Here is an 18479-nt window from a genome sequence, read left to right as displayed (position 1 = left end):
CCCTACTACTACTATTATCTTTTTAATATATAATATAAATATAAACGAAAGGAATCCCTCTATCATGAAATTTAGTATGAATTGCAATCTTTTTTTAAATGAATTCAATGTAGTCCAACGAGCTATTTCCTCTAAAACCACCATCCCGATTTTGACAGGGATCAAAATCGAACTCAGTCAGGAAGGTCTGCTTTTAACAGGAAGCAACGGGGATATTTCTATTGAAAAATTTTTACCGAAAGAAAATGAAAAAGCACAATTATTGATTGAAAGTACAGGTGCCATTGTTTTACAAGCGCGTTTTTTTGGGGATATCGTTAGAAAATTACCAGAAGAACTTTTTACATTTGAAGTACTGGACAATCTCCAGGTAAAAATCACTTCCGGAACAGCAGAATTTGTTGTCAATGGGATTGGTGCAGACAGCTATCCTCATCTGCCCGTCATAGAAGAAGATAATCAGTTGAAACTTTCCGCCCGTGTGTTGAATAAAATTATTAATGAGACAGTCTTTGCCGTATCCATGCATGAAAGCCGCCCGATACTGACTGGTGTCCATTTCACTTTGGAAGCAGGGACTTTGCTTGCAGTTGCAACGGACAGTCACCGCCTGTCTCAAAGAGAAATACCTATCGCAGATGTGGAGCAAGACTTTGATATTGTTGTCCCTGGAAAAAGTTTGATAGAACTTTCCCGTTCTTTTTCAGATGAGGAAGAACTTGTGGAAATCAATATCATGGAAAACCAAGTACTGTTCCGTACAGAAAACATGAATTTTTACTCTCGTTTGCTTGAAGGAAAATATCCGGATACGAAAAGATTGATCCCTACGAGCTTTAATACGGAAATCGAATTCAATGCCCCTTCCTTTATGGCGGCGATCGACCGTGCGTCACTGATGTCTCATGAAGGGCGAAACAATGTGGTCCGTCTTTCTATTCAGTCTGATGAAGTCACTATTTACGGGAATTCACCTGAAATCGGAAATGTTCAAGAAGAACTTACTTTCAAAAAAGTTTCCGGCGACCCACTGGAAATCTCTTTCAACCCAGATTATATGAAAGCAGCTCTAAAAGCCTTTGGGGCTATCGATATCACGATAAAATTTATTTCTGCCCTGCGTCCATTCACTTTAGAACCAACAGACAGTGAACTAGCCTTTATTCAGCTGATCACTCCTGTCAGGACAAGTTAAAAAAGTTGGCTATGTACCGGTCTCCTAAAAGTTGGATTTTTAAATCTAATTTTTAGGAGATTTTTTTACGAAAATTACCAGAAAATCAAAAAACTAAAAATAAAGCTAATTTTAAGGGGATTAATCATTTTAGGATTAAACACCTTTTTTAACTTAAAAAGCCTTAAATCAAATAATATTAAGGTTTATTTGGTTTTGCTTGGAAAAAATGCTATAATAAATGAGTAGTCATTAGTAAGAAGAAGGTGATATTTTGAAGAAAAAATTCATTATTCAGGGTGAGTTTATTACCTTGGGTCAGTTTTTAAAAGAAATTGATCAAATTTCAAGTGGCGGTATGGCCAAGTGGTATTTACAAGAACATGCCGTTTTTGTGGACGGAGAACTTGAAAATCGCAGAGGCAAAAAGCTTTATCCGGGGACGATGGTAGAATTACCTGATGGAGGTATTTTTTTTATGGCTAAAAACCCGGAAAAACCTCTTTCTAATAAGGAAATCACTGATGAAGCTGACTAGATTGTCTCTTGAAAATTACCGCAACTACCATGAATTAGATTTGAATTTTTCTCAATCACTTAATATTTTTCTAGGAGAAAATGCTCAAGGGAAAACGAATTTACTAGAGAGTATTTACGTTCTTGCTATGACAAGGAGTCACAGAACCAATCAGGAAAAAGAAATCATCCAGTGGGGAAAGGATTTTGCCAGAATCACCGGCGAGGTGGAGAAAAAGAACAGTCAGCTGATTTTAGAAATGTCCATCACTCCTAATGGTAAAAAAACCAAAATCAATCACTTGGAACAAAGAAAGTTGAGCGATTATGTGGGACAACTCAATGTAGTGCTGTTTGCTCCTGAAGATTTATCTTTAATCAAAGGTTCCCCCCAGCTTAGAAGACGTTTTATAGACATGGAATTAGGTCAAATCGACCCTTTATATCTTTATTATCTGACGGTCTATCAAAAAGTACTGAAACAACGGAATCGTTATTTAAAGAAGACAGGAAATGACAAAGTTGATTTTACTTATTTGGAAATCTTGACAGAACAGCTGGCATCTTCTGGCAGTCATGTTATTTATTTAAGACATCATTTTTTACGAAAACTAGAAAAATGGGCGAAAAAAATTCATGAAAAGGTCACTGGACATAATGAAAACTTATCAATACGTTATGTCCCCACAGTAGACATCATTTCTTCGATAACTTTGGAAGCAATCAAAGAAAATTTCATTGAAAAGATGGAAAAAAATCTTAAACGGGATTTACTTACTCAAAGCACCAATCTAGGTCCCCACCGGGATGAGTTGTTGTTTTTTATTGATGATAAAAATGTGCAAAGTTTTGGCTCTCAAGGACAGCAGCGGACCACAGCTCTAAGCTTGAAATTAGCTGAATTAGAGCTTGTCCGGGAAGAAATAGGGGAATATCCGATTTTATTGCTAGATGATGTGATGAGTGAATTAGATGATGAGCGTCAACTCCATCTATTGGAAGCTATTGACGGTAAGATACAAACATTTCTTTCAACCACTACACTCAACCATTTAAGTCATAAAATGACCACTGCTCCAGAAATTTTTAATGTGGTGAATGGAAAGATTAAATAATCAGAACTGATGGGATCAATCAGATGAACAGAAAGGATTTGAAGCAACTAAATGACTGAAGAAAAGGAAAACATACAGCATGAATATGATGCTAGTCAGATTCAAGTTTTAGAAGGATTAGAAGCTGTCAGAAAACGTCCAGGGATGTATATCGGGTCAACCAGCGGGCAAGGATTGCATCATTTAGTATGGGAAATCGTGGATAATTCTATCGATGAGGCTTTAGCCGGCTATTGTGATGAAATCAATGTTTTTATCGAAACAGACGGAAGCATCACTGTTATCGATAATGGCCGGGGGATTCCGGTAGGGATTCAGGCCAAAACCGGCCGTCCGGCAGTGGAAACAGTTTTTACTGTTCTGCATGCGGGAGGAAAATTCGGCGGTGGCGGTTATAAAGTGTCTGGGGGCCTCCACGGGGTCGGTTCTTCTGTGGTCAATGCGTTGTCTGCCACATTAGAAGTCAAGGTCTATAAGGACGGAAAAATCCACTATCAGGAATTTTCACGGGGACATGTGGTTGATGACTTAAAGATCATCGGTGAAACAGACAGACAGGGAACAACAGTTCACTTTATCCCAGATCCGGAAATTTTTAAAGAAACAGTGGAATTTGAATTTGATAAATTAGCCACGCGTTTAAGAGAGCTGGCTTTCTTAAATAGAGGATTGAAATTAACCGTCGAGGATAGACGGGAAGGACGAGAAAAAACTGCCGAATATCACTACGAAGGCGGAATAAAAAGCTATGTAGAGCACTTGAATGCGAATAAAACAGTTTTGTTTGAACATCCGATTTACATCGAAGGCGAACAAGATGAAATCATCATCGAAGTGGCATTGCAGTACACAGATGGTTTTCACACCAATCTATTGAGTTTTGCGAACAATATCCATACCTATGAAGGCGGGACTCATGAGGTCGGCTTTAAAACTGCATTGACCCGTGCCATCAATGATTATGGGAAAAGAAAAGGACTTATCAAAGAAACTGAAGACAATCTTTCAGGGGAAGATGTCCGCGAAGGGATGACAGCAGTCATTTCAATCAAGCATCCTGACCCTCAGTTTGAAGGACAGACCAAGACGAAATTAGGAAATTCGGAAGTCCGAAGTGTGACGGACCGATTATTCTCCGAAGCACTTTCTAAATTTTTGCTTGAAAATCCTTCTGTCGGAAAACAAGTGGTGGAAAAGGGGATTTTAGCTTCTAAAGCGAGAATGGCGGCTAAAAGAGCCCGGGAAATGACCCGCCGCAAAGGGGCATTGGAAATCAGTAATTTGCCTGGGAAACTGGCAGACTGCTCCAGCAGAGATCCGGAAAAGTGTGAATTATTTATTGTGGAAGGAGACTCGGCAGGAGGCTCTGCCAAACAGGGCAGAGACCGGGAATTTCAGGCTATTTTGCCGATTCGCGGAAAAATTTTGAATGTTGAAAAAGCTTCTATGGATAAAATTTTAGCTAACGAAGAAATTCGTTCCCTATTTACCGCCATGGGTACCGGGTTCGGGGATGATTTTGATGTGTCAAAGGCCCGTTACCATAAATTGGTCATCATGACCGATGCTGACGTGGACGGTGCTCATATCCGGACCTTATTGCTGACTTTATTTTATCGTTATATGCGTCCGATCGTCGAAGCCGGTTTTGTCTATATCGCCCAACCGCCTCTGTATGGTGTGAAACAAGGTAAAAACATTACCTATATCCAGCCTGGAAAAGATGCAGATGACAACTTGGCTGCTACTATCGAAGCACTTCCGGCAACACCTAAACCTTCGATTCAACGATACAAAGGTCTGGGGGAAATGGATGATCACCAGTTGTGGGAAACCACAATGGATCCCCATAATCGTGTGATGCTGCGGGTGACGGTCGATGATGCTATCCGGGCAGATGAAATTTTTGAAAAATTGATGGGTGACCGTGTGGAACCTAGAAGAGAATTTATTGAAGTCAATGCACGGTATGTTAGCAATTTGGACGTATAAGTATAAATTTAAAGTGAAAAGTAAGGAGAAAAACATTCATGTCAGAAGAATTAAACGAAAATATTATTGATGTCAACCTGACCAATGAAATGGAAACATCATTTATTGACTATGCAATGAGTGTTATCGTGTCCCGAGCTTTGCCTGATGTGAGAGACGGATTGAAACCAGTACATAGACGTATTTTATATGGGATGCATGAACTGGGAATCACACCAGACAAACCTCATAAAAAATCTGCCAGAATTGTTGGGGATGTAATGGGTAAGTATCATCCTCACGGGGACAGTGCCATCTATGAATCAATGGTTAGAATGGCACAACCGTTCAGCTACCGCAACATGCTGGTGGATGGTCACGGAAACTTCGGTTCAGTGGACGGAGACGGTGCTGCTGCAATGCGGTATACCGAGGCGCGTATGAGTAAAATCGCGTTGGAGCTGCTGCGGGATATCAATAAAGATACAATTGATTTTCAGATGAACTATGACGAGTCTGAAAAGGAACCAAGTGTTTTGCCTGCAAGATTTCCCAACCTTTTAGTAAACGGAACAACAGGGATTGCAGTGGGGATGGCGACTAATATCCCTCCTCATAACTTGGGAGAGGTTATTGATGCAGTAAAATTGTTGATGGAAAATGCTGAAGTTACCACTACTGAATTGATGGAAGTATTGCCGGGACCGGATTTTCCTACCGGGGGACTGGTTATGGGCAAATCAGGTATCCGCAGAGCCTATGAAACGGGCAGAGGATCCATCACGGTAAGGGCAAAAGTTGATATCGAGGAAATGCCGAACGGAAAAGAGCGGATACTTGTTTCAGAATTGCCTTACATGGTAAACAAAGCTAAATTAATCGAACGTATTTCGGACTTACACCGAGAAAAACGTATCGAAGGAATCACAGATTTGAGAGATGAATCTTCAAGAGAAGGTATGCGGATAGTCATTGAAATCCGCCGGGATATGAGTGCTACTGTGGTATTGAACAATTTGTATAAATTGACAGCACTGCAAAGTTCATTCGGCTTTAATATGCTGGCCATCGTCAACGGCGAGCCTAAGCTACTAAGCCTCAAGGCTATTTTAGAACATTATTTAGCTCATCAGGAAGAAGTAATCAGAAGAAGAACCCTCTTTGATAAAAAGCGTGCAGAAGATCGTGCCCATATCTTGGAAGGATTAAGAATTGCTCTAGATCATATCGATGAAATCATTAAAATCATCCGCGGGTCTCAATCTGATGAAATAGCAAAAAACACCTTGATAGAAACATTTGATTTATCTGACCGCCAAGCTCAAGCTATCTTAGATATGCGTTTGCGACGTTTGACTGGTTTAGAAAGAGATAAAATCGAAAAAGAATATCAAGAACTATTGGAATTGATTGCTGATTTGACAGATATTTTGGAAAATCATCATCGGATTTTAGAAATCATTTCCACAGAACTGGATGAAATCAACCGGAAATACAGCGATGACCGCCGTACTGAATTATTAGTAGGGGAAGTGCTAAGTCTGGAAGACGAAGATCTGATTGAAGAAGAAGATATCGTGATTACGCTGACCCATAACGGTTATATCAAGCGTTTGCCGAGTTCTGAATTCCGGACTCAAAAACGCGGCGGCCGCGGGGTTCAGGGAATGGGGATGCATGATGATGATTTTATTGAAACATTGGTATCTTGTTCTACCCATGATTCTCTGCTCTTCTTTACCAATACTGGTAAAGTTTACCGTGCGAAAGGTTATGAAATACCAGAGTACGGAAGGACGGCCAAGGGTCTTCCTATCATCAATCTATTAGGAGTGGATTCTTCCGAAAAAGTACAAGCCATCATCAATGTTTCAGGAGAGGCAGATGAAGATAAATATCTATTCTTTACGACCCGGATGGGTGTAGTAAAGAGAACCAATGCTTCCGCTTTTGCTAATATCAGGAGCAATGGCTTGATTGCTATCGGATTGAAAGAAAATGATGAATTAATCAATGTTTCTATCACCACTGGCAAGAAAAACATCATTATCGGTACTCATTTAGGTTATTCTGTAACCTTTAATGAGAATACGGTAAGAGATATGGGACGAACTGCTACTGGTGTCCGCGGTGTCCGCCTGAGAGAAAATGATTTTGTTGTTGGGATGGACATTTTGGAACCGGAAAGCGAAGTGTTTGTCATTACTGAACAAGGTTACGGTAAACGGACTTCTTCGGACGAATATCCGGTAAAAGGAAGAGGCGGAAAAGGAATCAAGACTGCCAATATTACCGAAAAAAATGGTCCTTTAGTCGGTTTGACAACTGTCAGCGGAGATGAAGATGTTTTAGTCATCACTGATCAAGGTGTGATTATCAGATTTAATATCGATTCTGTTTCTCAGACAGGCAGAGCCACACAAGGTGTTCGTTTGATCAGGGTGGATAACGATACAAAAGTTGCTACTATGGCAATTGTTGAGCCTGATGAAGAGGATGAAACTGAAAGCGATACTGTTGAAAACAATTAAATTAAAAGGAATCAATAATTCGGATTATTGATTCCTTTTTTCCTTGATTTTATTGTTTTTTCGTAGTATAGTGTTTAATTGTGGGTAGTGTAACAACTACTCTTCCTTGCTCTAATGAAACATTGGAGCCAGAGACCATAAGGAGGTGGAATCAATGAGTAAAGCAACGAATTATGAAATCACATACATTATTCGTCCAAACATTGATGAAGAAGCTAAAAATGCTTTAGTAGAACGTTTCGATGCAATTTTGAAAGATAACGGTACTGAGGTTTTAGAATCGAAAGATTGGGAAAAACGCCGTCTTGCTTACGAAATCAATGATTTTCGTGAGGGTTATTACCGGATCGTCAAAGTTTCTTCTGAAAATGCAAATGGGATCAATGAATTTGATCGTCTTGCTAAAATTAATGATGATATCTTACGTCATATGATCGTCAAAGAAGAAAACTAAAAAATGTTTCACGTGAAACATTTTTGAACGGAAGGGGGCTGTAAATGTGATTAACAATGTTGTACTTGTAGGGAGACTGACCAGAGATCCGGATTTGAGATATACTTCTAACGGATTAGCCGTAGCAACTTTTACCCTTGCAGTTGATCGCCGTTTTACGAATCAGGCTGGAGAACGTGAAACAGACTTTATCCAATGTGTCATTTGGAGAAAAAGTGCTGAAACGCTAGCTAATTACACACGTAAAGGATCCCTGATTGGGGTTGAAGGCAGAATTCAAACACGTAATTATGAAAATCAACAAGGTCAAAGAGTTTATGTGACAGAAGTCCTTTGTGAAGCTTTCCATTTCTTGGAGTCTAAAGCGACGAATGAACAAAGACTAAATAATCAGTCATACAGCGGTAATAGCGGCAACCAACAATTTAATCAATCATTTAACCAATCTTCAAACCCATCACAGAATAGTAGTTCTAATACTCCAGATTTCGGCCGAGATGCAGATCCTTTCGCATCCAGTTCGCAAATCGATATTTCTGATGATGACTTACCATTCTAAAATCGAGGAGGGAATATAATGGCGCAACAAAGAAGAGGCGGAAGAAAACCCCGTCGTAAAGTATGTTATTTTTGTGCAAATCACATGGATCATGTAGATTATAAAAATGTAGAATTATTAAAAGGTAAATTTGTTTCTGAAAGAGGTAAAATTTTGCCTCGTCGTGTCACAGGAACATGTGCAAAACATCAACGTACATTGACTACAGCAATCAAACGTTCCAGAATCATGGCTTTATTGCCGTTTGTGGCTGAAGACTAATAAAATTTTTAATATTTAAGATTTGCAGAAATGCAAGTCTTTTTTATTTTAAAATATTTTTTTCTCTGATGAAGTACTGTGAATAAAATCAGCAAGTATAGTGTTACTCACTCTAAATGTTTCACGTGAAACATTTAGAGTGAGTAACAAGGTTTATTGCTTGTGTGATATGTGATAGAATGGGTAAGAGAAAACATACAAAAGGTGTGAAATGAATATGAAAGTTATTTTTTTATCTGATGTCAAAGGACAAGGAAAAAAAGGGGAAGTTAAAGAAGTCTCTAGCGGTTACGCACAAAATTTTCTTATAAAAAAAGGTTTAGCGAAAGAAGCCACAGCAGCGGGTTTATCTGAATTAAAAGCCAAGAAAAAAGCCAGAGAGCGGGAAGAAGCGGAATTAAAAGCAGAGGCTGAAAAACTGAAAAAAACAATTGAAGCAGAAGGTTTCGAAGTGCTTTTAAAAGCAAAATCCGGTGAAGACGGCCGCTTGTTTGGTTCTATTACTTCTAAACAAATTGCAGAAGGTTTAAAAAAAGAACACAAACTTAAAGTTGATCGCCGCAAAATGGAACTGCCTCAACCTATCCGGTCTTTGGGGTATACGAAGGTTCCAATTAAATTGCATTCAGGAGTATCGGCTGTTTTGAAAGTTCATGTGGTGAACGAATAATTAATACTTTAAAGTACAAGGGGAATGAGTAAATGAGTGAATTGATGCAAGATAGAATTCCTCCTCAAAATATTGAAGCGGAACAAGCCGTACTAGGTTCAGTTTTTTTAGATTCCGATGCTATTATCGAAGCGATGGAATATCTGACAAGCGAAAGTTTTTATCGTAGAAGCCATCAGCTTATTTTTCAAATGATGAGTCATTTGAATGACCGTAATGAAGCTATCGACGTTATCACGGTGAAAGATCAGTTAGAATCATTAAATTTGTTAGAAGATGTTGGCGGTTTGAATTATTTAACAGAGCTGGCTCTAGTCGTGCCTACAGCAGCCAATGTGGGGCATTATGCCAGGATTGTCGAAGAAAAATTTTTATTAAGAAATTTGATTGCTACTGCCACTGAAATTGTGACAAAAGGGTTTGAGCAAAGTGATAATGTGGAAGCAATCTTGGATGAAGCTGAGAAGAAAATCCTAGAAGTTTCTGAGCGAAGAAATCGTTCTGGATTTTTGCCTATTGCAGAAGTGTTGAATACTTCCTTTGCGGAAATCGACCGTCTATCCCAATTAGAGGAAGACATCACAGGTTTGCCTACCGGTTATTTGGCTTTAGATAAAATGACAGCCGGATTGCAGGCGGAAGAATTGATTATTTTAGCTGCCAGACCTGCTGTGGGGAAAACAGCCTTTGCCTTGAATATCGCTCAGAATGTCGGAACGAAAACCGACCGGGCAGTGGCTGTATTCAGTTTGGAAATGGGTGCAGAGTCATTGGTTAACCGGATGCTTTGTGCGGAAGGAACGATAGAAGCCAGTCATTTGAAAACAGGTCAGTTAACTGAAGAAGAATGGTCTAATTTGATTATGGCAATGGGAAGTCTATCAAAGGCTGATATTTACATTGATGACACGCCAGGAATAAAAATCAGTGAAATTCGTGCCAAATGCCGGAAACTGGCACAGGAGAAAGGCAACCTTGGTCTGATACTGATTGATTACCTACAATTGATTGAAGGGAATAATAAAGAAAACCGTCAGCAGGAAGTTTCTGATATTTCCAGACAATTAAAAAAATTAGCTAAGGAATTAAAAGTGCCAGTCATCGCCCTTTCCCAGCTGTCACGGGGAGTGGAGCAGCGTCAAGATAAAAGGCCGGTTTTAAGCGACATACGTGAATCAGGTTCCATTGAACAAGACGCGGATATTGTAGCGTTTCTTTATCGTGAAGATTACTATCAGCGGGACAGCGATGAGGATGCAGACGAAAGAGAAGAAAATGATATCATAGAAGTGATTATCGAGAAAAATAGAAGCGGTGCTAGAGGAACGGTGGAATTACTCTTTATCAAACAATTTAATAAATTTTCATCTATTTCGAACCGAACAGAGTTTTAATGTTCGGTTTTGTTTGTTTTAAACGGATATAAAACAATAAAGTTCGTGTATTAGTGTTAAAAGAAATAGATGTGTTTTCAATGTTCGATATTTATTGATTTTATAAGTGTAACTTGGTAAAATAAGCAAGAATTAGAAAAAAATGTAGAGGAGCCTTCATATGCCGTCAATAGTGGTAGTGGGAACGCAGTGGGGAGACGAAGGAAAAGGAAAGATTACTGACTTTTTAAGTGAGAATGCTGAAATCATTGCCCGTTATCAAGGAGGGGATAATGCCGGACACACGATTAAGTTTGACGGTGTGACGTACAAGCTGCATCTTGTTCCTTCAGGGATCTTTTATGAGGACAAGACAAGTGTTATCGGAAATGGCGTTGTCATCAATCCAAAGTCCTTAACAGAGGAATTAAAGTATTTGGAAGAGCGGGGCATTGAAACAAAAAATCTAAGAATTTCAGACAGAGCCCACGTTGTTTTGCCCTATCATATTAAACTGGACCAGTTGCAAGAAGAGGCTAAAGGGGATCAGAAAATCGGTACCACAATCAAAGGGATTGGACCAGCCTACATGGACAAAGCTGCAAGAGTGGGTATCAGAATAGCCGATTTATTGGACGAAGAAGTTTTTTCAGAAAGACTAAAAATCAATTTGCAAGAAAAGAATCTTCAGTTTGAAAAAGTTTATGGAGATAACCCGATGGATTTTTCAGAAATCTTCGAAGAATATTATCGCTATGGACAGGAAATTAAAAAATATGTCTGTGACACTTCAGTGATTTTGAATGATGCCTTAGATAATGGGAAAAGAGTACTGTTTGAAGGTGCCCAAGGAGTAATGCTGGATATCGACCAAGGGACCTATCCTTTTGTCACATCATCTAACCCGGTTGCCGGAGGTGTGACTATTGGCAGCGGTGTAGGACCTTCTAAAATCGATAAGGTGGTAGGTGTTTGTAAAGCATATACATCAAGGGTCGGGGACGGGCCTTTCCCAACCGAGTTATTTGGTGAAGTGGGTGAGCGTATCCGTGAAATTGGCAGAGAGTACGGAACCACAACGGGCAGACCGAGAAGGGTGGGATGGTTTGATTCAGTAGTCATGCGCCATTCAAAACGTGTGTCAGGTATCACTAATTTATCTCTCAATTCGATTGATGTGCTAAGTGGTTTAGAAACAGTAAAAATCTGTACGGCCTATGAGTTGGATGGACAAAAAATCTATCACTATCCTGCCAGTTTAAAAGAATTATCACGCTGCATCCCTGTTTACGAAGAATTGCCAGGCTGGTCCGAGGATATCACTCAGTGCAAAACATTGGCAGAATTGCCTGAAAATGCCAGGAGATATGTTCATTTTATATCTGAGCTGGTCGGTGTGCGTATTTCGACCTTTTCAGTGGGGCCAGACCGTTCTCAAACCAATATCCTTGAAGGTGTGTGGGGGAATCATTAGTTTTTAAGAGATAGTTTTGTTACTGCAAGCAGGTTGTTTTAGTTAATGGATGATGGACAATCAGGGAGGAGCATCAAAATGAACTTTAGAATATTAACGGATTCATGTTGTGATTTGCCTTATGATTTGTTAGAAAAAGAAAACGTCCAGATTGTTTCGATGGTTGTGACATTGGATGGAAAAGAATATGAAGATGATTTGGGAAAAACTTTCAGCAGTGAATGGCTGATAAAAGAAATCCAGCAGGGGAAGTTAGGAGCTACTTCTCAAATCAATATCGGTGTTTATTTGGAAAAATTCAAAGAGATGCTGGAAAATGATCAGACACCTATCATCTATCTAGGATTTTCTTCAGGTTTAAGCGGTTCTTATTCTAATTCTTTGGCGGCCTTGGAACTTTTGAATGAGGAAAGAGGATCAAAGGCACCTATCGTGCTGGTTGATTCCAGGCAAGCATGCCTTGGGGAAGGCATGTTGGTGAAGGAATTAATAGATTTGAGAAATGAAGGATCCAGTGTGGATGAAGCTTTGTTAAAAATCAATCAGCTTAAAACAAGAGTACAGTCTTGGGTCACCGTGGATGATTTAAAATATTTAGAACGTGGCGGACGGATTTCTAAAACAACGGCAACAGTAGGAAGCTTAATGAATATAAAGCCGATTATCGTGGTCGACGAACAAGGAAAACTGGTAAATCAAGGGAAAGTGCGCGGTCGCCGCAAATCGCTGGACAAGTTAGTGGAGCAAACGAAGGAACATATGTCAGTAGAGGACACTCCTGCCATCTATATTGCTTACGCAGGGGATATCGAAGCAGGGGAGTATCTAAAGGAGTCCTTATCAGATTTAGGACTTCCTATCAAGATGTATCCTATGGGTCCTACCATTGCTTGTCATACAGGAGCAGGTGCACTGGCAGTGTTTTCCATCGTGAAATAAAATTCCCTCAGAATGTTTTGAAGAACGTTCTGAGGGAATTTTTATTTTATTTAAAAGATAAAGCAAGACTCATTTATTCTACTTGGATATCGAAAACCCCTTTTTTCTTAATGTTTACATGATATTGCAGATCATATACTGTTTTTCCTTGTGACATATCATTCAAAATTTGTTTAAGTTCTTTTTCAGCATCGTCTCTTGTTTTATACCACCCTAGTGCTACGGTGTTATCACCCCAAAAACTGTGGTCATCAACACCCATCAGCAAAATTTCTGGATGATAATCCTTTTTCCATGCCACAGGAGATAAAATAAACTTATAAAAAGAGGATACCTTACCATTGAGCTTACTGGTTATGGATATTTTATTACTTCCTTTGATATTTTTATTTGAGCTAGATGTTTCCTCCATTGAGTTATCCAGTAATAAATCTATGGAAACCCAAAATATTTTGACAAGATAATCAATTTATCAAAATCTGGTTGGGCAGTGCCATTTTCATAACGCGAAATCGATTGTCTGGAAACATCTAGCAATTCTGATAATTGTTCTTGTGAAATTCCTTTTTCCTTTCGTAACTCTTTTAACTTTTCACCAAACATTGTGTCACCTCCTATATCTGTATATTAAAGAAAGGATGTTAAAAAAACAAGATTCATTTTGTTGCATAGACGCAACAGACAGTTGCAAACATTAAAAGTTCGAAACAAAAGGAGCTTTTCAGAAAAAGTTTTTAACTTTTTCTGGATTTTCAATCAAAACACTTGAAAATCAAAAACACCTCTCAGGAAATTTAAAATTATCTGAGAGGTGTTTTTTAAAATATTATGAAGCCGTTCTTCTGTGAACTAAAGTTTATTATATCATTTTTTTTTCATTAATTTCTTATTTGTCCATCACCGTAGATAATGTATTTGATAGAAGTCAATTCTTCCAAGCCCATCGGACCTCTAGCATGGAGTTTTTGAGTGCTGATACCGATTTCTCCGCCGAAACCAAACATGCTGCCATCGGTGAAGCGGGTGGAAGCATTGGCATAAACGGCAGCTGCATCTACTTGCTGTAAGAAAGCTTGTGTAGCAGAATAGTTTTCGCTGACGATGGCTTCTGAATGTTTTGAACTGTAAGTTTGAATGTGTTCAAGAGCTTCTTCCAGTGAACTGACAGTTTTGACGGCTAGGATAAAATCTAGAAATTCAGTGGCATAATCTTCATCTGTCACAGGTGTACTTTCCTTTAAGTAACGGCTGGCAATTTCGTCGGCTCTTATTTCCACATTAAATTCTGCCAAACGTTTTTCAATCACTGGCAGCAATGCTTCTGCCACATCTTGATGGATGATAAGAGTTTCCAACGCATTACAAACAGATGGTCGTTGACATTTGCCATTCACAAGTATTTCGACCGCTTTTGCTTGATCAGCATCTTTGTCGATATACAGATGACAATTGCCTGTTCCGGTTTCAATTACTGGAACTGTGGCATTTTTGACTACTGTCTGAATAAGATTCGCTCCGCCTCTAGGAATAAGCAAATCAAGGTATTCATTTAAGGTCATTAATTTAACGGCCGTTTCATGTGAAACATCCTCAATATATTGAATAGCATATTTAGAGACATCACAAGACTCCAAGGCTTGCTGCATCAAAGAAACCAGCAGTTTATTCGAGTGGAACGCATCTTTGCCCCCCCTTAAGATAACCGCATTTCCTGCTTTGAAACACAAAGTTGCGGCTTCGATAGTCACGTTAGGACGGGCTTCATAAATGATACCGATGACACCGATAGGCACTCTTTTTTTCCCGATTAGTAAATTGTCATCAGTTTGCCACATTTTATCCACATTGCCGATAGGGTCTTTCAAATCGATGATGGTTTCAATGCTTTCAATCATGTTTGTGATCCGATCTTCTGTTAAAAGAAGTCGATCGATGATGGCACTTGTCTTTCCAGCCTTTTTAGCTTGGGCAATATCTTTATTATTTTCTTCGATAATCTTTGCAGTATTTTTTTCTAAATTGTCGATGATTGTTTTTAGAACTAAATTTTTATTTTTTGCGTCTAAGTTGTTGAGAAAGACAGCTGTTTCTTTCCCATGCTTTCCCATTTGTATCAAATCATCCATAAGAATTCCTCCTCTTCTATTTTCCGAACAAAGTTCCTATTTCTTTTCCATCCAAGATATCAAAAAGAATGCTTGGTTTTTTCCCATTAGCCAGCACCACTTTGCCATTGTTTTTCAAAATGAGCTCCGCTGCTTTTAATTTTGTAATCATTCCACCTGTCCCCAGATCGCTTCCTTTTCCGCCTGAATATTCAAATAAATCATCTGTGATTTCAGGAATATGATGGAAAAATTTTGCTTTTTTATTTGTCCGGGGATTGTCAGAATAGAAACCGTCAATGTCTGACAAAATGATAAGTAAATCCGCCTGAACAAGATTTGCCACGATGGCTGATAACTGGTCGTTATCACCAAACACAGTTTGATGATTCAATTCATCCACGGCGACACTGTCATTTTCATTAACAATCGGGATGATGCCCATTTTAAGCAGTTCATGAAAAGTATTGTAAACATTTCTCCGGCTTTCAGGAAAATCGATGACATCCCTCGTTAACAAGACTTGGGCAGATTTCTGATAATAAACTTTAAACCGCTGATTATATAAATTCATCAATTCCAATTGACCGATAGCTGCAAGTGCTTGCTGTTCCGCAATTGATTCAGGCCGGTGTTTTAAATTAAGATGGACCATGCCGGCCCCGATAGCACCTGATGATACGAGGATGATTTCATATTCTTGTGTTGCTAAATCTGACAAAGTAAAGGCCAGTTGATCAATAGTTTTCAAATTGATTCGACCGTTGGGTAAAATCAAGGAGCTGGTGCCTACTTTTACCACAATTCGTTTAACATTTTTAATAGATGTGCGCAAATTTCTTCGCTCCTTTATAAATTCCTTTAGTGGCATAAGACTGATGCCTTTTCAACATAGGATAATTGGTTCTCATTATATCAAAAGTTCAACATTAAAAAAAGATTAAACTAAGGTTTGTTTATCATAATGAACAAGCAGCAGCTGAATAAAAATTTTAAGAGGAAGTCTCAGAATCATTTTTTTCATTACGACAATAAAGAAAGCACAAAAAAGCTGAGAAATTAATTTCTCAGCTTTTTTTTAGGCATAAATTTCTTTGACTTTCTCTTGAATTCTTTGATTTTCCAAAAAGTCATCATAAGTTGAGTTTGGATAATCTACGATGCCTTTATCAGAAACAGCAATGATTCTGTTAGCTGTAGTCTGAATAAATTGATGGTCGTGGGAAGCAAATAATATGGAACCTTTGAAAGTAATTAGCCCATCATTGAGTGCTGTAATAGATTCTAAATCCAAATGATTTGTCGGGTCGTCAAGGACTAAGACGTTGGCTTTCGACAGCATTAGTTTGGATAACATGCAGCGGACTTTTTCTCCACCGGACAGAACATTCACTGGTTTCATCACATCTTCTCCAGAGAACAACATACGGCCGAGGAAACTTCTCAAGAAAGTATTGTCGTCTTCTTCTTTAGAAGCATATTGTCTCAACCAATCCAAAATAGTTGTGTCAGAAGAAAATTCAGAAGAATTATCTTTTGGCAGATAGGCTTGGGAAGTAGTAACGCCCCAGCGGAACGAGCCTGAATCAGGTTCGATTTCCCCCATCAGTATTTTGAAAAGGGTGGTCAAGACAATGTCATTGTTTGACAAGAAGGCGACTTTATCATCTTTTGCCAGTGTAAAGGAAACATTGTCCAAAACTTTTTTACCGTCAATCGTTTTAGAAATATTTTCTACATGGAGCAAGTCGTTTCCTATTTCCCTTTCAGGTGAGAAACCCACGAAAGGATAACGGCGAGACGAAGGTTGGATGTCATCAATCTCAATTTTTTCCAACATTTTTTTTCTCGATGTTGCCTGTTTGGATTTAGAAGCATTGGCACTGAATCTTGCTATAAATTCTTGCAATTCTTTGACTTTTTCTTCTTTTTTAGCATTTTGATCGGCTTGTAATTTTGCTGCCAGTTGACTTGACTCCAACCAAAAATCGTAGTTGCCCACAAACAGTTTTATTTTTCCGAAATCTAAATCCGCCATGTGTGTGCACACCGTATTTAAAAAGTAGCGGTCATGGGAAACAACGATAACAGTGTTATCAAAATTGATTAGAAACTCTTGCAGCCATTCGATTGACTGAGTATCTAAACCGTTTGTCGGCTCGTCCAAGAGCAAAACATCTGGTTGACCAAATAAGGCCTGAGCAAGGAGGACTTTGACTTTTTGTCCTTCTGGCAGTTCGCTCATTTTTTTCTCGTGGAGGTCTTCAGGAATATTCAAACCTTGCAGCAATGTAGCAGCTTCCGGCTCAGCTTCCCATCCGTTTAATTCGGCAAACTCCCCTTCGAGCTCTGCAGCCAAATTGCCGTCTTCTTCTGAAAAATCTTCTTTCATGTAAAGGGCATCTTTTTCTTTCATTACTTCATAAAGTCGTTCATGTCCCATAATCACTGTTTCCAAAACGGTGAACTCTTCAAAGCCAAAGTGATCCTGTGCCAAAGTAGCCAGTCGTTCTTCAGGTCCTAGGGAGACATTTCCGGTACTTGGCTCCAGTGCGCCGGAAAGAATTTTTAAAAAGGTTGATTTTCCCGCTCCGTTAGCACCGATCAGCCCGTAACAGTTGCCGGGGGTGAATTTAATGTTGACATTATCAAAAAGTTTGCGGTCAGGTAATTGCAAACTTACATCAGTTACTGTAATCATGTGTAGCTCCTCTTCTTGTAGAATTTTCTCTCTAGTGCATTATAACGATTAACCGGGGCTTTCGCAAGATAATCATTGAGAAGAATGGGTTGTAAATTTGTTTAAAAGCTCTCTATTAAAACTGATTACTTTCAGAAACAACGGTGTCAGAGGAATTTTAGCAAATCATCGAAGTCCCACTGGAGAAAAAATGGCTGAACTTAAAAAAAGAGCTGAAGAGGTTGGTTTTAAAAAGATTGTCACTATCTGATAATGATTTTTAGAAGATAGGAAATTTGAAAAAAAGTAGAGCCTGCGAAAATTTTCGCAGGCTTTTTTCGAAATAAGTCCTAGCAATTTTCAAGAGCTATTGTTCACTTTTTATTGGAGCATTTTCATTTGTCAAGTGAAGCTAAACAAAACTGTTTCACCACTTCCGTTGCAAAGTTTAAAGGAGCTATTGTTTTAGGAGGGCAGCAGCTTGAGTATTCTATATTTTATGCAACCAAATATCTTCACTTCAAGCCTGTCTTGAATCTTTCTCATACATATTAGGTCAAGTTTTCCTTAGAGCGGGAACAGAATATTTTCATATTAAATCACCTTGGGCATGTCTTCTGATGGATTTTGATTGAAATAAAATAACTGTTCATTTAT

General features: G+C 38.8%; 17 protein-coding genes. 12 read left to right on the top strand and 5 right to left on the bottom strand.

Going from position 1 to position 18479, the window contains the following annotated elements; genetic code table 11:
* Nucleotides 1-64: 64 nt before the first annotated feature.
* From dnaN to AC4PHI_RS00165, 12 genes are all read left to right on the top strand, one after another.
* On the top strand, nt 65-1195 hold the full coding sequence (gene dnaN, locus AC4PHI_RS00220) for a DNA polymerase III subunit beta (protein ID WP_492200347.1): 1131 nt from the start codon (nt 65-67) through the stop codon (nt 1193-1195).
* 253 nt (nt 1196-1448) lie between these two features.
* The gene (gene yaaA / locus AC4PHI_RS00215; protein ID WP_492200346.1) at nt 1449-1712 is read left to right on the top strand and encodes a S4 domain-containing protein YaaA; all 264 of its coding nucleotides are present in this window, start codon (nt 1449-1451) and stop codon (nt 1710-1712) included.
* On the top strand, nt 1699-2805 hold the full coding sequence (recF, locus tag AC4PHI_RS00210) for a DNA replication/repair protein RecF (RefSeq protein ID WP_492200345.1): 1107 nt from the start codon (nt 1699-1701) through the stop codon (nt 2803-2805). Before yaaA ends, recF begins: the two co-directional genes overlap by 14 nt.
* Nucleotides 2806-2856: 51 nt before the next feature.
* Entirely contained in the window at nt 2857-4797 is a 1941-nt protein-coding gene (gyrB, locus tag AC4PHI_RS00205) for a DNA topoisomerase (ATP-hydrolyzing) subunit B (RefSeq protein WP_492200344.1), read from the top strand.
* A gap of 38 nt (nt 4798-4835) precedes the next feature.
* On the top strand, nt 4836-7307 hold the full coding sequence (gene gyrA, locus AC4PHI_RS00200) for a DNA gyrase subunit A (protein ID WP_492200343.1): 2472 nt from the start codon (nt 4836-4838) through the stop codon (nt 7305-7307).
* 154 nt (nt 7308-7461) lie between these two features.
* Nucleotides 7462-7761, top strand: a complete 300-nt coding sequence (gene rpsF, locus AC4PHI_RS00195) for a 30S ribosomal protein S6 (protein ID WP_492200342.1) — start codon at nt 7462-7464, stop codon at nt 7759-7761.
* Between the two features lie 46 nt (nt 7762-7807).
* Complete coding sequence (ssb, locus tag AC4PHI_RS00190; RefSeq protein ID WP_492200341.1) at nt 7808-8320, top strand: single-stranded DNA-binding protein; 513 nt, start codon at nt 7808-7810, stop codon at nt 8318-8320.
* A gap of 18 nt (nt 8321-8338) precedes the next feature.
* Entirely contained in the window at nt 8339-8581 is a 243-nt protein-coding gene (gene rpsR / locus AC4PHI_RS00185; protein ID WP_492200340.1) for a 30S ribosomal protein S18, read from the top strand.
* Between the two features lie 217 nt (nt 8582-8798).
* A complete protein-coding gene (gene rplI, locus AC4PHI_RS00180; protein ID WP_492200339.1) occupies nt 8799-9251 on the top strand; it encodes a 50S ribosomal protein L9 in 453 nt (150 codons plus the stop codon).
* 32 nt (nt 9252-9283) lie between these two features.
* Nucleotides 9284-10645: a replicative DNA helicase gene (gene dnaB, locus AC4PHI_RS00175; RefSeq protein WP_492200338.1), complete on the top strand. Its 1362-nt coding sequence runs from the start codon at nt 9284-9286 to the stop codon at nt 10643-10645.
* 160 nt (nt 10646-10805) lie between these two features.
* Nucleotides 10806-12098 (top strand): adenylosuccinate synthase, encoded by a 1293-nt coding sequence (locus AC4PHI_RS00170; RefSeq protein ID WP_492200337.1) that lies wholly within the window; start codon nt 10806-10808, stop codon nt 12096-12098.
* Between the two features lie 78 nt (nt 12099-12176).
* Nucleotides 12177-13037 carry a DegV family protein gene (locus AC4PHI_RS00165; protein WP_492200336.1) on the top strand — a complete coding sequence of 287 codons (861 nt, stop codon included), beginning with the start codon at nt 12177-12179 and terminating at the stop codon, nt 13035-13037.
* A 73-nt stretch (nt 13038-13110) separates the two neighbouring features.
* On the opposite strand, the gene AC4PHI_RS00160 is transcribed toward AC4PHI_RS00165, so the two are convergent.
* From AC4PHI_RS00160 to AC4PHI_RS00140, 5 genes are all read right to left on the bottom strand, one after another.
* Entirely contained in the window at nt 13111-13449 is a 339-nt protein-coding gene (locus AC4PHI_RS00160) for a hypothetical protein (RefSeq protein WP_492200335.1), read from the bottom strand.
* 20 nt (nt 13450-13469) lie between these two features.
* Nucleotides 13470-13640 carry a helix-turn-helix domain-containing protein gene (locus AC4PHI_RS00155; RefSeq protein WP_492200334.1) on the bottom strand — a complete coding sequence of 57 codons (171 nt, stop codon included), beginning with the start codon at nt 13638-13640 and terminating at the stop codon, nt 13470-13472.
* A gap of 275 nt (nt 13641-13915) precedes the next feature.
* Complete coding sequence (locus AC4PHI_RS00150) at nt 13916-15163, bottom strand: glutamate-5-semialdehyde dehydrogenase (RefSeq protein ID WP_492200333.1); 1248 nt, start codon at nt 15161-15163, stop codon at nt 13916-13918.
* 16 nt (nt 15164-15179) lie between these two features.
* Entirely contained in the window at nt 15180-15977 is a 798-nt protein-coding gene (gene proB / locus AC4PHI_RS00145) for a glutamate 5-kinase (RefSeq protein ID WP_492200332.1), read from the bottom strand.
* A 243-nt stretch (nt 15978-16220) separates the two neighbouring features.
* A complete protein-coding gene (locus tag AC4PHI_RS00140; protein WP_492200331.1) occupies nt 16221-17843 on the bottom strand; it encodes an ABC-F family ATP-binding cassette domain-containing protein in 1623 nt (540 codons plus the stop codon).
* Nucleotides 17844-18479 lie beyond the last annotated feature (636 nt).

The organism is Vagococcus sp. QWL-13, from assembly GCF_058683555.1.
This window is presented reverse-complemented; position numbering and strand designations above follow the sequence as displayed.